At 61.5% G+C, this 13,507-nt stretch carries 19 protein-coding genes; 11 read left to right on the top strand and 8 right to left on the bottom strand.

Annotated elements, in window-relative coordinates; genetic code table 11:
- Nucleotides 1-10: 10 nt before the first annotated feature.
- Entirely contained in the window at nt 11-1,225 is a 1,215-nt protein-coding gene (gene hutI, locus ATE48_RS12145; protein ID WP_066771882.1) for an imidazolonepropionase, read from the bottom strand.
- A gap of 46 nt (nt 1,226-1,271) precedes the next feature.
- On the opposite strand from hutI, the gene ATE48_RS12140 reads away from it, so the two are divergent.
- Nucleotides 1,272-2,174, top strand: coding sequence for an agmatinase family protein (locus tag ATE48_RS12140; RefSeq protein ID WP_066771881.1), 903 nt, complete (start codon nt 1,272-1,274; stop codon nt 2,172-2,174).
- On the opposite strand, the gene ATE48_RS12135 is transcribed toward ATE48_RS12140, so the two are convergent.
- The 3 genes from ATE48_RS12135 to ATE48_RS12125 are packed head-to-tail and all read right to left on the bottom strand — an operon-like array spanning nt 2,171 to nt 4,696.
- Nucleotides 2,171-3,064 (bottom strand): alpha/beta fold hydrolase, encoded by an 894-nt coding sequence (locus tag ATE48_RS12135; protein ID WP_066771879.1) that lies wholly within the window; start codon nt 3,062-3,064, stop codon nt 2,171-2,173. The two genes, ATE48_RS12140 and ATE48_RS12135, sit on opposite strands and share 4 nt — an antisense overlap.
- A gap of 52 nt (nt 3,065-3,116) precedes the next feature.
- Nucleotides 3,117-3,704, bottom strand: coding sequence for a methyltransferase family protein (locus ATE48_RS12130; protein ID WP_066771876.1), 588 nt, complete (start codon nt 3,702-3,704; stop codon nt 3,117-3,119).
- A complete protein-coding gene (locus ATE48_RS12125; RefSeq protein WP_066771875.1) occupies nt 3,701-4,696 on the bottom strand; it encodes an NADPH:quinone oxidoreductase family protein in 996 nt (331 codons plus the stop codon). The genes ATE48_RS12130 and ATE48_RS12125 overlap by 4 nt, the downstream gene beginning before the upstream one ends.
- A 77-nt stretch (nt 4,697-4,773) precedes the next feature.
- On the opposite strand from ATE48_RS12125, the gene ATE48_RS12120 reads away from it, so the two are divergent.
- From ATE48_RS12120 to ATE48_RS12105, 4 genes are read left to right on the top strand one after another with little or no spacing between them, the layout of a single operon-like run.
- Nucleotides 4,774-5,079 carry a hypothetical protein gene (locus ATE48_RS12120; protein ID WP_066771873.1) on the top strand — a complete coding sequence of 102 codons (306 nt, stop codon included), beginning with the start codon at nt 4,774-4,776 and terminating at the stop codon, nt 5,077-5,079.
- A gap of 16 nt (nt 5,080-5,095) precedes the next feature.
- A complete protein-coding gene (locus ATE48_RS12115) occupies nt 5,096-5,953 on the top strand; it encodes an isoaspartyl peptidase/L-asparaginase family protein (protein WP_066771871.1) in 858 nt (285 codons plus the stop codon).
- 10 nt (nt 5,954-5,963) lie between these two features.
- On the top strand, nt 5,964-6,263 hold the full coding sequence (locus ATE48_RS12110) for an MliC family protein (RefSeq protein ID WP_066771869.1): 300 nt from the start codon (nt 5,964-5,966) through the stop codon (nt 6,261-6,263).
- Nucleotides 6,263-6,775 carry an RNA methyltransferase gene (locus tag ATE48_RS12105; RefSeq protein ID WP_066771868.1) on the top strand — a complete coding sequence of 171 codons (513 nt, stop codon included), beginning with the start codon at nt 6,263-6,265 and terminating at the stop codon, nt 6,773-6,775. The genes ATE48_RS12110 and ATE48_RS12105 overlap by 1 nt, the downstream gene beginning before the upstream one ends.
- Here ATE48_RS12105 and ATE48_RS12100 read toward each other — a convergent pair.
- Complete coding sequence (locus tag ATE48_RS12100; RefSeq protein ID WP_066774984.1) at nt 6,772-7,233, bottom strand: winged helix-turn-helix transcriptional regulator; 462 nt, start codon at nt 7,231-7,233, stop codon at nt 6,772-6,774. The genes ATE48_RS12105 and ATE48_RS12100 overlap by 4 nt on opposite strands.
- A gap of 70 nt (nt 7,234-7,303) precedes the next feature.
- On the opposite strand from ATE48_RS12100, the gene ATE48_RS12095 reads away from it, so the two are divergent.
- A complete protein-coding gene (locus ATE48_RS12095; RefSeq protein ID WP_066771867.1) occupies nt 7,304-8,047 on the top strand; it encodes an SDR family NAD(P)-dependent oxidoreductase in 744 nt (247 codons plus the stop codon).
- A complete protein-coding gene (locus ATE48_RS12090) occupies nt 8,047-8,646 on the top strand; it encodes a 2-hydroxychromene-2-carboxylate isomerase (protein WP_083197536.1) in 600 nt (199 codons plus the stop codon). Before ATE48_RS12095 ends, ATE48_RS12090 begins: the two co-directional genes overlap by 1 nt.
- Before the next feature lie 3 nt (nt 8,647-8,649).
- Here ATE48_RS12090 and ATE48_RS12085 read toward each other — a convergent pair whose 3' ends face one another.
- Nucleotides 8,650-8,850, bottom strand: a complete 201-nt coding sequence (locus ATE48_RS12085) for a superinfection immunity protein (RefSeq protein ID WP_228126597.1) — start codon at nt 8,848-8,850, stop codon at nt 8,650-8,652.
- A gap of 93 nt (nt 8,851-8,943) precedes the next feature.
- Between ATE48_RS12085 and ATE48_RS12080 the strand changes: the two genes are divergently transcribed.
- Nucleotides 8,944-9,855 carry a DMT family transporter gene (locus tag ATE48_RS12080; protein ID WP_066771863.1) on the top strand — a complete coding sequence of 304 codons (912 nt, stop codon included), beginning with the start codon at nt 8,944-8,946 and terminating at the stop codon, nt 9,853-9,855.
- Here ATE48_RS12080 and ATE48_RS12075 read toward each other — a convergent pair whose 3' ends face one another.
- On the bottom strand, nt 9,856-10,143 hold the full coding sequence (locus tag ATE48_RS12075; protein WP_066771862.1) for a hypothetical protein: 288 nt from the start codon (nt 10,141-10,143) through the stop codon (nt 9,856-9,858). It lies immediately after the preceding gene.
- A 128-nt stretch (nt 10,144-10,271) separates the two neighbouring features.
- Between ATE48_RS12075 and rlmN the strand changes: the two genes are divergently transcribed.
- Genes rlmN through ATE48_RS12065 form a run of 3 tightly spaced genes read left to right on the top strand, consistent with a single transcriptional unit; the run spans nt 10,272 to nt 12,232 of the window.
- On the top strand, nt 10,272-11,414 hold the full coding sequence (rlmN, locus tag ATE48_RS12070; protein WP_066771860.1) for a dual-specificity RNA methyltransferase RlmN: 1,143 nt from the start codon (nt 10,272-10,274) through the stop codon (nt 11,412-11,414).
- Between the two features lie 8 nt (nt 11,415-11,422).
- Nucleotides 11,423-11,668, top strand: coding sequence for a GNAT family N-acetyltransferase (locus tag ATE48_RS20455; protein WP_083197318.1), 246 nt, complete (start codon nt 11,423-11,425; stop codon nt 11,666-11,668).
- A 45-nt stretch (nt 11,669-11,713) separates the two neighbouring features.
- Entirely contained in the window at nt 11,714-12,232 is a 519-nt protein-coding gene (locus ATE48_RS12065) for a GNAT family N-acetyltransferase (protein WP_066771859.1), read from the top strand.
- A gap of 32 nt (nt 12,233-12,264) precedes the next feature.
- Here the strand turns inward: ATE48_RS12065 and ATE48_RS12060 are convergent, their stop codons facing one another.
- The gene (locus ATE48_RS12060; RefSeq protein WP_066771856.1) at nt 12,265-13,290 is read right to left on the bottom strand and encodes a TerC family protein; all 1,026 of its coding nucleotides are present in this window, start codon (nt 13,288-13,290) and stop codon (nt 12,265-12,267) included.
- Between the last annotated feature and the right edge of the window lie 217 nt (nt 13,291-13,507).

Raw genomic sequence — 13,507 nt, 5'->3', positions numbered from 1 at the left:
GCGCAGCCACTCACACAACGCGGCCGGCGAATACTCGCTCCCGCAAAAGCGGTGCGCCGAGCCAATAGCTGAGCTCAGCTGGCGACTTGACGTCCCAGATCGCTAGATCGGCTGCCTTGCCAATTTCGAGCGTACCGGCTTCGTCCAAAATGCCGAGGGCGCGCGCGCCTTCACGGGTGATGCCCGCCAACGCCTCTTCCGGCGTGAGGCGGAACAAGGTGCATGCCATATTCAGCGCCATGAGCGGCGAGGTCATTGGCGAGGTGCCCGGATTACAATCGCTCGCGACAGCCATGCGCACGCCGGCTTTGCGCAGCGTGTCGATCGGCGGCAGCTGCTTCTCACGCAGAAAATAGAACGCGCCCGGCAACAACACCGCAACCGTGCCGTTCTCCGCCATTGCGACAATGCCAGCGTCATCCAGGTACTCAAGATGATCGGCCGAAAGCGCTTTATAGCGCGCAGCAAGCGCCGAGCCGTGCTGATTGCTGAGCTGCTCGGCGTGGAGTTTTACCTCCAGCCCGCTCGCACGCGCAGCGGAGAAGACGTAATCTACTTCCTCAGTCGTGAAGCCAATATTCTCACAAAAGGCATCGACCGCGTCTGCAGCGCCTTCGGCCGCAACCGCCGGGATCATCACGTCAGCGACCAGCTGAACGTACGCCGCGCGATCATCCTTGAATTCAAGCGGTAAAGCGTGGAGCCCAAGAAAAGTACGCTTCACGCGCACGTTGCCGCGCACCGCTAGATCACCGGCGGCGCGAAGCATCTTCAACTCATTCTCGAGATCAAGCCCGTAACCCGACTTTACCTCAACGGTCGTCACGCCTTCGCGTGTGAGGCCCGCAAGCCGAAGCGCGGCGCTTTCCGTCAGTTCCTCACGGGTGGCCGCGCGCGTCGCGGCGACAGTGGACACAATCCCACCGCCAGCACGCGCGATCTCCTCATAGCTCGCGCCCTCCAGGCGAAGCTCAAATTCACGCGCGCGATCGCCGCCGAACACCAAATGGGTGTGGCAATCGACCAAGCCGGGCGTGATCCATGAATTGTTGCAGCGGCGGACATCGTGCGCGAGTTCGTCCGGCGGCTTGGGCAAATCCGCTGCATAGCCAATCCAGGCGATGCGCCCGTCTTTCGCCGCCACCGCGCCACGCTCAATGGCGCCATACGGCTTTCCCGGCGCCATCGTGGCGAGGTTCGCGTCAACCCAAAGCGTGTCCCACATGGCTGCTCTATAGACTGGGCCGCACCGCCGCGCCAATGATCCGGCCATGACCTCAGATTCTGACTGCCGTTCCTGGTTCTCGTCCGCCGATTTACTGACGAAAGACGCTTCAGCGCCTGTGGCCTTGCTCGGCGCTCCAATGGGATTGGGTTCAATCACGCCGGGAGGCTGCGACAAAGCCCCCGCCGTCGTGCGCGCCGCAATGAAGCGGATGAGCGTCTACGATCTCGAAACTGAAACAGACCTGTCGTCACTCCGCGTATTCGACGCCGGGGATGTCGATATCAGCACGCTACAACCGGCGGAGTCATTGACCCCGATCGTCACCGCCTTGGCGCCACTTACCAAGAAGCACGACCTCAGCATCGTGCTCGGCGGGAACAATGCGATCACCCGTCCCTGCGCACACGCGCTGGACGCATCGCTGCAGCGCGTTGGCGTTCTCACGCTCGATGCACACTTCGATCTTCGCGACACCGATTGCGGTCTCACCAACGGCAACCCGATCCAAGCCCTGCTTGAAGATGGAATGCCGGGCGCGCACATCGCACAGATCGGCCTGCTCCCCTTCGCCAACACCAAGAAGGCCCACGAAAAAGCCAAGGCCGCCGGCATTTATGTTGCGACGGCCGCAGCCTGCAAAGCCCAGGGTCTGGCATCGATCGCCGCCAATGCGCTCGAACGGCTCGCTGCCCGCTGCGACGTCATCCACGTCGATTTCGATATAGATGTGGTTGAACGAAGCGCCATGCCGGGCGCGCCAGGCGCAAGGCCGGGTGGCGTTACAGTGCAGGAATTCTTCGACGCAACCCGCCTCATCTGCGCCCACCCTAAAGTACGCAGCGTCGATCTCACCGAGTTCGATCCTTCACTAGACGTCGCCGCCATCAGTGCACTAACGGCGGCGCGTTGGGTCTGTGAAGTCTTGGCGGGATTTCAGAAGCGCTAGCTTCCGAGAAACGCATTCACTTCGCCCATGAAGCGATCGAACTGATCGATCATGATGAAGTGGTAGCTGTCCTCGATTTTGACAATCCGCGCCGTCGGCACGCTGGCATACGAAGCGCGCATGTACCCGTCATATTGCTCTGGTGTCACCGGCGCTTGCGGCGGGATTACGTAAAGCACCGTGAGTGGCGCGCGAATATTTGCGAGCTCAGGACGCAAATCGGTGACGATCAGCTCATGGAATGCGTTAGCAATCGTGCTGACATTGCTTTGACGGGCATGCTCCATAATTTCGGGACGCGCGGCTTCGGTCCGCACCATCGTCGCGATTGTCGCCCGCGTCTGATCCGAGACAACGCCCTGCTGCGCCATCCGCATAGCGCCGCGGATTTGATCGGCGATCGGCGTCACACTCTCAGCTGTTGCACCCGGCCCGCCAAACATGGCGCCCATGAACGGAAACATGTCGACGACCATAAGTTTACCGACGGAGTCCGGGTGGCGCGCGGCCAGCATCATGCCGATGGTGCCGCCCATCGAATGGCCGATCACTGCCGGATCATCGAGACGGTTCTCGCCAATATAGCGTGCGATTTCATCTGCAGCAGGCGCGGCTACCTCACCATCGCCATTCGCGCCAACCGGCGCGCCGGCAAAGCCATTCAACTGCACCAAATGGACGCGATAGCTATCATCAAGCGCGTCTGCGGTCGCATTCCAGATATCGCGCGAGGAGCTAAGTCCCGGAATCAAGATGACGTCACGACCGGCGCCGCGCGTGACGACGCTGATCCGCTCTGAGATGAATCCGGCTGGAGGCGCATCTTGCGCGGACGTCGCACAAGCAGCGAGCGCGAGCAGCGCCCCGATCAGAAGTCCACGCCGTTTCATGCCGTTCTCCACACTGCGAATTCGTCCGCGATATCGCTTATCCGTCGCAGACCTAGTCGGTGGATGCACGCGGCGCAAATTTCGCGAACGGAATAAGCATCGGCACCCGGCGACGATAGTTGGCGTAGGCTTCATCACCGAGGTCGCGCCGCAGGAACCGCTCTTCAAGCTTGGCGCGCAACGAGATGGCCGCGACGAGCACAAGCGCGCCTGCCACAGCTTCTAGCCGGCCGCGCTCGATCGCCGTCGACGCCACGGCCAGCAGCAGGCCCGCATACACCGGATGACGAACGACGCCGTACGGACCGGTGTCGACGATGCGGTGATCCTCGATCGGCGCGGACGTGCTCGACCAGAGCGGCCCAAGATGAAGACGCGCCGCCCAGGTGAAGCCAAGCCCAAGCAGAACCAGGCCCGCCATCGCCCAACCGAACTCACGCGTGGTGGTCCACATCAGCGCTTGTGGCGTCGGCCAGTACGACGCCAGGATCATCACAACAGCCGATAACGTCAGCACGCGGCTCGGGCTTTCGGCGCCCAGATCATGATGGGAAGCCGTGCGCGCGCTCCAACCCGCCGCGAGAATCCATATGACCAGCCATACGATCCACGCAGCGGCGATGAACGCGCTTGGCGTCATTCCATTGTCACCACAAGCTTGCCTGTCGCCGTACGATCCATCAGCGCGCGAATAGCTTTGCCGCCTTCTTTCAGCGGATAGCGCGCCGAAATACGCGGCTTCACTTTGCCTTCGCCATAGAGCTTGAAAAGATCGCGCACGTTGCCTTTGTGAAGCTCCGGCTCGCGCGCCACGCTTGCGCCCCAAAACACGCCGACGATCGAAGAGCTCTTCAGCAGTGTCAGATTGAGCGGCGGCGTGGGGATGCCCGCTGGAAATCCTATCACGAGATAGCGTCCGTTCCACGCCATCGCGCGTAACGCCGGCTCGCAATAATCGCCGCCAACGGCGTCATAAACAACGTCAGCACCGCCACCGCAGGCCTTTTTGAACGCCTCAGCAAGATCTTTGCTTTCCTGCTTCGACATGCCCGATGCGGGATAGATGACAGCGTCGTCGGCGCCCGCCGCTTTCGCGAAGTCTGCTTTCTCTTGCGTCGAAACGCCGGCGATGACGCGTGCGCCCATCGCCTTGCCAAGCTCGATCGCCGCGATGCCAACGCCGCCAGCGGCGCCAAGAATCAACAGCGTCTCGCCAGCCTTCAGCGCGCCGCGATCCTTCAAGCCGTAGTATGAAGTGCCGTAGGTAAGGATGAACGCACTCGCGTCATCGAACGGCATGTTGTCCGGGATCGGCAACACGCGCTGCGCTTGGGTCTTCACCTTCTCGGCCATGCCGCCCCAGCCCAGAGAACCGATGACGCGCTGACCAACTTTCACATTGGTAACACCCGGTCCCAAGCTCTCGATCACACCGGCGATCTCGCCACCCGGCGCAAACGGCCGCTCGGGCTTGAACTGATACTTGTCCTCTATAATCAGTGCGTCCGGGAAATTCACGCCCGCCGCCTTCACGGCAATCACGACCTCACCTTCGCCAGCTACCGGATCAGGCGCGTCGGCATATTCCAGTGCTTCCGGCGGACCGATTTTGGTGCTGAGCAGCGCTTTCATGACATCTCCCAAATGCGTTTTCTGGTGTGTTGCGCTTTCTTGTAGCGGCTCGCGCGCTGACGGTCCAAAACTAGCTCATGACCCGAAGCGGCTATTTTGTCCGGCTCGCCCTTTCCGTCGTCATCGACCTGTTCGACTTGACGCTGGGGCGCATCCCGATTTTCGGCAGCGTCACTGAAGGCGTCGGCACAATCGTGCTGGTAGGCCTGTGGGGATCGGCAGGCCTCGTGAACCTATGGGAATTGGTCGACTTCACCGATCAAGCCGACAGCTTCGTGCCGACCGCCACCCTGGTTGCGCTTTATGTCGGCTGGAAGAACGGGATGTTCGGCAAGAGTTCCACAGCCGTGACGTCAGGCGATAGCGCGGCGCCCGTCGAATAGGTCTATAGAGCCGCTCATGACCTCGACCTGGGCGCTCGCCCTCCACGGCGGCGCCGGCGCCATCGCGGAGCGCGCTTACAAAGCGGAAGAAGAACACATGGCCGCCCTGCTCGACCGGGGCGCGGCGATGCTCGCCAAAGGCATGAGCGCGCTGGATGTGGTCACCGCGATGGCCAGCGCGCTGGAAGCGAGCGGACTGCACGTTGCCGGAAAGGGCGCGGCGCCCAACGCAGCAGGCGTCGTCGAACTCGACGCCTCCGTCATGGATGGCGCAACGCGCGCCGCCGGCGCTGTTGCGGCGCTGCAAGGTTTCATCTCACCCGTGCGCGTCGCGCGCGGGGTGATGGAAAAGACCTCTCACGTTCTGCTTGTCGGCCCGGGTGCATGCGCGTTCGCGCGCGACCAAGAGTTCGAAAAGGTCGACGATCCTAAAACTTATTATGTGCCTGCCGAGAGCGGCCTACCGGGCGCGGGCACGATCGGCGCGGTCGCGCTCGATACAAGCGGCAAGCTCGCGGCGGCGACATCGACTGGCGGCCTGCACGGCAAAATGCCCGGACGCGTTGGCGACACCCCAATCATCGGCGCCGGCTGCTGGGCAGACGAACGGGCCGCAGTCTCGTGCACAGGCCTCGGTGAATACTTCATGCGCGTGAACGCCGCCGCCGATGTCTCCGCGCGCATTGCCTATGCCGGCCAAAGTCTGGATCAGGCCGCCGCCGCCGTCATCGACGATGTCCGCAAACTTGGCGGCTATGGCGGGTTGATCGCGGTCGACGCCAAAGGCAACGTCACCGCACCGTTTGCGAGTCAGGGTATGAAACGCGGCCTCGCATCATCTGTGGGCCTTCGCGAAGTCAAAACGTTCAAGTGAGGTGACGCCTATGAAGAAGCTAGCTCTCGCCGCCGCCCTGCTCGCGCTCGCCGCGTGCGCGTCGCCAACGACCCCAGGCGGGCCGCGCGCTGATTGGCGCTGCGATGGCGGCGCAGCGTTCAGCATGCGTCTCACCAGCGAGGGAAATGCCGAAGTCTTCGCCGCTGGCCAAATTTACCATCTGCCAGGCGTTCAGGCCGGCTCAGGCACCCGTTACACCAATGGCTCCGTGGAATACTGGGAGCATGGTGACGAAGCGATGCTCAACGGCGCGCGCGGCGGTCCTTACACGAACTGCCGCAGGGGCTGATGCGCGGCTATTTTGGAATTGGCGCCGAAGAAATCTCGAAGCCGATGAATCTCGGTGCGTTGATGCGCACCGCGAACGCATTCGGCGCGAGCTTTTTCTTCACCATCAATGCGCACCCCAAGGTACGCGAGGCCTATAATAGCGACACCTCGCGCAGCTTCGATCACGTGCCCTACTATCCGTGGGACTCGCCGGAAACGATGTTGCTGCCTAAAGGCTGCCAGCTTGTCGGCGTCGAACTCACCGACGATGCCGTCGAACTGCCACGTTTTCAGCACCCGCAAGCGGCCGCATACATTCTCGGTCAAGAGCGCGGCTCGCTTTCGCCGGCGGTGATCGCGCGCTGCGCGCATGTTGTGCAAATCCCGACGAAGTTTTGCCTCAACGTCGGCCTCGCCGGCGCGCTCGTCATGTACGATCGCTTGCTCGCGCATGGCGGCTATCCGGCGCGCCCGATTATGCCGGGCGGCCCGCCTCCAGAGATGAACACTAAGCCGAAAGCAAAGGGCTAAGCTCGCTTCCTCGCGCCAGGGCCAGCGTGGGGCTTCACTTCGCGCGGATCGATCGCTTCGCCACATTCCGAGCAGGTCATCACAGATTTGAAATCGTGGCCGCATGCGAGGTGGCGATGCAGCAAGGGCGGGCCCTTCTTGCCGGCATAATGCTCATCACCCCAGTGCACGAGCGCGACCAGCGCCGGATAGAGCCCAAGCCCCTTCTCCGTCAGCCGATATTCGTAACGTACCGGTCGCTCTTGATACGCGACCTTCTTCAAAACGCCCTCATCGACCAAAAGCTTCAGCCGCTCCGTCAGCACGCGCCGCGCAATGCCAAGGCTTGCCTGAAAATCCTCGAACCGCCGCACGCGTAAAAACGCATCGCGCAGCACCAGCAAAGTCCAGCGATCACCGATCACGGCAAGCGTGCGCGAAAGCGAGCAAGTCTCGCGATCCAGATCATCCCAACGCATGCGCACACTTTGCCATTGACTCAGTTCACTTTCAAGACTTACTAGTCGCCAGTCAAGACGGAGGCGAAACATGTCCGCCCGCAACGCCACCTGCGCCATTGTCGGCGCGGGAGACTTCATCGGCTCTGCCATCGCGAAAAAATTCGCCGCCGAGGGCTACACTGTCTTCGTCGGCCGTCGCACCGCGGAAAAATTGGAGCCGCTGAAGCGCGAGATCGAAGCTGCCGGCGGCCGCTGCGAGGCGCGCGCGCTCGACGCACGCAAGGAAGATGAAATCAGCGCATTCCTACAAGCCGCGGACGCGCACGCGCCACTTGAAGTCGTGATCGCCAATCCTGGCGCCAACGTGAACTTTCCGATCCTGGAAACAACCGAGCGCGTGTTTTTCAAAGTCTGGGAGATGGCGTGCAAAGCCGGCTTCCTCACCGGCCGCGAAGCTGCGCGTATCATGCTGAAGCATGGCAAGGGCTCGATCTTCTTTACCGGCGCGACGGCAAGTCTGCGCGGTGGCTCAGGTTACGCGGCATTCGCCAGCGCCAAAGCGGGACTACGCGCCGTGGCGCAAGCCATGGCGCGCGAACTTGGACCACAGAACATTCACGTCGCCCACCTCGTGATCGACGCAGGGGTCGACACTGCTTTCGTCCGTGATCGCATCGCACAAGCCCGCGGTGCTGAGGCAGCAGCGAACTTGCCGCCGGATGTGCTGATGGAGCCTGCTTCCATCGCCAATGCGTACTGGGCGCTGCACCAACAATCGCGCGACGCTTGGACTTTTGAAATGGATCTGCGGCCGTTCGGGGAGAAATGGTGATGAAGACAGCCGAATTTCTGTTCGATTTCGCCAGCCCCAACGCTTACCTCGCCCATCGCGTGCTGCCACAGATCGAAGCGCGCACGGGCGCCAAATTCACCTACACGCCGGTGCTATTGGGCGGCCTCTTCAAGCTCACCGGCAACCAGGCGCCGATGTTCGCTTTCGCCAACATCCCCAACAAGCTCGCCTACGAAATGCTGGAGCTTCGCCGCTTCATTGCGCACCACAAGCTCGACGCGTTCCAGATGAACCCGTTCTTCCCGGTGAACACGCTCCTCATCATGCGCGCTGCGGTGGCGGCCGAAATCGACGGCGTACTGACGCAATACGCCGAAGCCGTCTTTCACCACATGTGGGAAGCGCCAAAGAAGATGGACGATCCGTCGGTGGTTGCCGAGGCGCTTGCCGCCTCCGGGCTGGACGCTCATCGTCTGCTCGCCCGCGCGCAGGAACACGAAGTGAAAGCGAAGCTGATGGCCAACACCGAGAACGCCGCCAAACGCGGCGCATTCGGCATCCCAAGCTTCTTCGTCGACGATGAACTCTATTTTGGAAAAAATACGCTGCGTGAGATCGAAGATGCGCTGACGGCGTAGGGTTCAGCGCACCGCGTAGATGTATTCGACGCGCGGCTTATCGGTCACCGCCCAGATAAGCGCCCAGAACCACCCGATCACGGTCCAGCCGAAGAAGAAGTTGAGCAGGAAAATTGCCAAGGCATTGTGGCCTCGCGCGCCTGCGATAATCGTCGGCAAGAAGAAGAACGCGGTGAGGATCGTGAGCGTGACGATCGGCGACACCGGTGAAGTGCGCGACCAAAGTATGGCTCCCTTGCGCCTGCCGCAAGGTTACGGGCGTTGTGAATCGGACGCGCCCGGCGCACTAAGGCCGCCATGGTCGACTTCAGCGCCAGCTACCAGAAGCTCTCCGCCAATGTGCGCGGCGCGCTCTGGATGCTTTCCTCGGCGGTGACCTTCACGCTGATGACGTCGTTGATCAAATATCTCGGCGACGATTATTCGCCCGCGCTGCAAACCTTCTATCGCCAGGCGGCGGGGCTCATCGTTTTGCTACCGCTGATCTTGCGCGATCCAGTCGCCGCGTTCCGCACTTCACGCCCCGGCATTTTGCTCTTTCGCTCACTCGCCGGGACCTTGGGCATGGTGTTGGCGTTTTGGGCCTACCAAGAAATGCCACTCGCCGAAGCGAACGCGCTGTCGTTCACGCGCACGCTCTGGATCGTACCGCTGGCAATCTTCGTGCTCGGTGAAAAGATCGGGCCATGGCGCCTCGGCGCGACTTTGACCGGCTTTCTTGGCGTGCTGATCATGTTGCAGCCATCGATCGCGAACGCCGTCGGCTGGCCGGCCGGGGCCGCACTCAGCTCCGCGGCGCTTTTCGCCATGACCGTAACCGGCATGAAGGTCATGACCCGCGATCACACCGTGACGGTGCTCATGGTGTGGTCAGCGGTGCTGGGGTTTGTGCTGGCGATCCCGCTCGCCGTGCTTGAGTGGCGCTGGCCTGAACCGGTCGATCTTGCCCTACTCTCAGCGATGGGCGTGCTCGGACTGGTGACGCAGGTTTGCTACATCAAAGGCATGGCGCTGGGCGACGCCGCCGCAATGGCGCCAATCGATTACACGCGCCTCGTTTTCGCGATCCTGCTCGGCTTCGTCTTGTTCCACGAGGTCCCCAACCTGATCACCATGCTTGGCGCACTGATCGTAGTTGGCTCCACCCTCGTGATCACGCTCCGGGAGCTGCGCTTCAAGCAGAAGCCAGCTCCCGTGCGCACTGAGTGATTATGGTTGGGGCGGATTATTGGCGCGCTTGGTCACCGGCCACTCGGCGAACGCGAACCAGATAAAGAGCACCAAGCAGATGATCGGCCCGATTAATGGGATGATGCCTGCCAGGAAAACCAGCGAAAGCGCGCCGTTAAACCCCGCCTTGGAGAAAATCTTCCACCAGCAGAAGATCGAGAACACCGCGATCGCAATGCCGACGATGGCGATAACCGCAAAAAACGGCCCCATCGCCTGCATCATCGCGGTCGGATCGCTGCCACCATATTGAGAATAATCGTTCATAAGGTCCCTCTCCCTGATCGACCGCGGAAACCCTAGCCGCAAATCGGACCCCAGCAAGCGCTACCGCAATGCACTTAAGCGGAGTTGGGGATTGCCGCGCGTGCGAAGCCTCCCCATAACGCGCTTTCGTGACATCAGCCTTCCCCTCCAAGCCTTCGCTAGCTGGCCTTTCCAAAGCCGAACTGGCCGAGAAGCTCATTGGCGTCGGCGTCGAGCCGAAGAAGGCGAAGATGCGCGTCGAGCAATTGTGGCGCTGGATATACCATTACGGCGTCACCGATTTCGCGGCGATGACCAACGTCGCCAAGGAACTCCGCGCCACACTGTCAGAGCACTACACGCTTGAGCGCCCCGAGATCGTCACCCAACAGATCAGCACAGACGGCACCCGCAAGTGGCTGATCCGCCTCGGCCCCGGCATCGAAGCCGAAGCTGTTTTCATCCCGGGCGTCGGCAAGGCGGGCGCGCTCTGCGTCAGCAGCCAAGTCGGCTGCACGCTAAACTGCACGTTCTGCCACACCGGCACCCAAAAGCTGGTGCGCAACCTCAGCTCCGCAGAAATCGTCACGCAAGTGATGATCGCGCGCGACGCTCTCGGTGAGTGGCCGACGCAAGAGCGCCCACTCAACGACGGCGACCGCCAGCTCACGAACATCGTGTTCATGGGCATGGGTGAACCGCTCTACAATCTCGATAACGTCGACACCGCGATTGACGTCATCTCCGATGGCGATGGCATCTCGATCGGCCGCCGCCGCATCACAGTGAGCACGGCCGGCGTTGCGCCGCGCATCAAGGAATTAGGTGACCGCACCGGCGCCATGCTCGCGATCTCGCTGCACGCCACCAATGACGAGCTTCGCAATCAGCTGGTGCCGCTCAACAAGAAGTATCAGCTCGAAGAGCTCTTCGCCGCGATCCGCTCCTATCCGTCGCTTAACAACGCAAAGCGTGTGACTTTCGAATACGTAATGCTGAAGGGCGTCAACGACTCGCTGCCGGAAGCCAAGGCGCTGGTGAGACTGCTCGCCGGCATTCCCGCCAAGATCAATCTCATTCCGTTCAATCCGTGGCCGGGCACGAACTACGAGTGCTCCGACTGGAGTACGATTGAGGCGTTCGCCGAAGTACTGAACCGCGCCGGTTATTCTTCACCCATCCGCACGCCGCGCGGGCGCGATATTCTCGCGGCCTGCGGCCAGCTTCGCTCTGAAAGCGTTAAGCAGCGCGCGAGTGAACGGCTGATGGCGGCGACGCCCTCGGCAGACTAGCGCTCCTCATTCCAGAGCCCGGCGCCGGCGAATTTGGCATCGTCCTGCGTGCTGCGGCGCATCGACTGGGCCTGGCCTCGAAAGCGCCTGCACTCGTGGAGCCTTTCGCATTCGGCGCCCTCGGTCTCAATGAGCTGCGCGCCAACATCGACGCAGAAAACGCAGCATCCCTGTGGTTGTTCTCACACGCGGGCTTCGCGCACAGCGCCGCCATTCCGGGCGATCGCACGAGCGATGGGGCCCCCCCGCGATAGCATTGTCCTGGTCAAGCGTCGTTCGCCGCGCTAGCGGGGAGAGGCATGACCAACAGCCTTCCCACCATCCAAGCCGACGGCGCGCTGCTCCGTCCGCTTGAGATCAGCGACGCTGAGGCATTGTTCGCGGCGCATGGCGATGAGCGCACACATCATTATTGGTCGGGCCCCGCGCATCACGACGTCGATCAAACGCGCCAATACATCGCCGAAACCCTTGCGATGACCGGCGCTCACGTGTGGGCGATCACGGAATCCGGCGGCGAAGCGTTGGGACGCATCGCGCTTTTCGTGCAGCGCACCGGCGTCGGTGAGATCGGCATCATCATGACGCCGTCAGCAACGGGCCGTGGTCTCGCCTCGAAGGCGCTCAATCTCGTGATCGGGTACGGGTTCGGCCCGCTCGATCTCCATCGCATCGCGGCCGATATCGATCCCGACAACAACGCCTCGATCTCGCTTTTCTTGCGCGGCGGGTTCCAGCGCGAGGGCGTGTTGCGCGGCAATTGGAAAACCCACCTCGGCGTCCGCGACAGCATCATCATGGCGAAGCTGCGAGACTAGGGGCGGCGCATCGCTGCACCGCCCCCTCGCCTTCAATGCGCGACGTGGCGCGTTCGATAGAGCGAATAGAGGATCGCGCCACCAATCAGACCCAATGTAGCGAGCAGCGCCCATTGCGGTTCCAGATACGGCAACCAGCCCAGCTCCTTCGATAGACCGAAGTTCCAGATGATCTTCACGCCAATGAGCACCAGCACGAGCGAAAGCCCGTACTTGAGATACGCGAAGCGCTCCACCGCCGCCGCCAACATGAAATACATCGAACGCAAGCCGAGAATGGCGAAGATATTCGAGGTGTAGACGATGAACGGATCACGCGTGACCGCAAAGATCGCCGGCACCGAATCCACCGCGAAGACAATGTCCGCAGTTTCCACCATGATCAGCGCCAAGAACAGCGGCGTCGCGTAGGTAGCGAGCTTTCCGTTCTTCGGATTGATCTCTTTGACGAAGAAATTGTGGTTCTCGATCCGGTCCGTCACCTTCATGTGCTTGCGAACAAATTTGAGGAGCGCGTTCTCCTCCATTTTCAGCTCATGAGCGCCGCCGCCAAGCATGCGCCAGCCCGTCCAGATCAAAAACACGGCGAAGAAGTAGAGCACCCACGTCCAAGAATTCACGATCGCCGCGCCGGCGGAAATGAAGAGCGCCCGGAAAACGATGGCGCCCAAGATGCCCCAGAACAGCACTCGGTGCTGATATTCGCGCGGCACCGCGAAATACGTGAAGATCAAAGAGATGACAAAGATGTTGTCGAAGGCCAACGCCGTTTCGAGCAGATAGCCCGTGAAGTATTGGATCGCCGCCTGCTGATTTAGATTGTCCGGCGAGATGTAATATTGCGGATCCGGCTCATAGATGAACGCTACATAGCCGCCGAACAAAATCGCCAGCGATGCAAAGCCGAGCCACATAAGCGCGCTCTTGGCCGGTGAGATGACGTGATCGCCCTTGTTGACGAACCCAAGATCGAGCCAGAGCAGAAAGCCGATGATTCCGAGAAAGCTGAGCCAGAGCCAAATCGGCTGACTGGCGTATTCGTTGAATAGAAAATCCATACGAGACCCGTTCGCGCAAACGAGGCCATGCCCATGAGAGCAAAGCTTCGGGGTGATGAGGAAGCGAATTGCGGGCAAAGCGCGTTACCGGCGGGCCGTGGTGGGTGGGGCGACGCTAGAAGCGTGCTCTCACTCGCAATCCTCCAGTCCGACATCACGGTTCTTGCGAACCGCCAGAGGGGCCCGGCCTGGCTCTGCTGAAATAGCTTATGGCCAA

The organism is Candidatus Viadribacter manganicus (assembly GCF_001679665.1).
Classification (GTDB): Bacteria; Pseudomonadota; Alphaproteobacteria; order Caulobacterales; family Aquidulcibacteraceae; genus Vitreimonas; species Vitreimonas manganica.
This window is presented reverse-complemented; position numbering and strand designations above follow the sequence as displayed.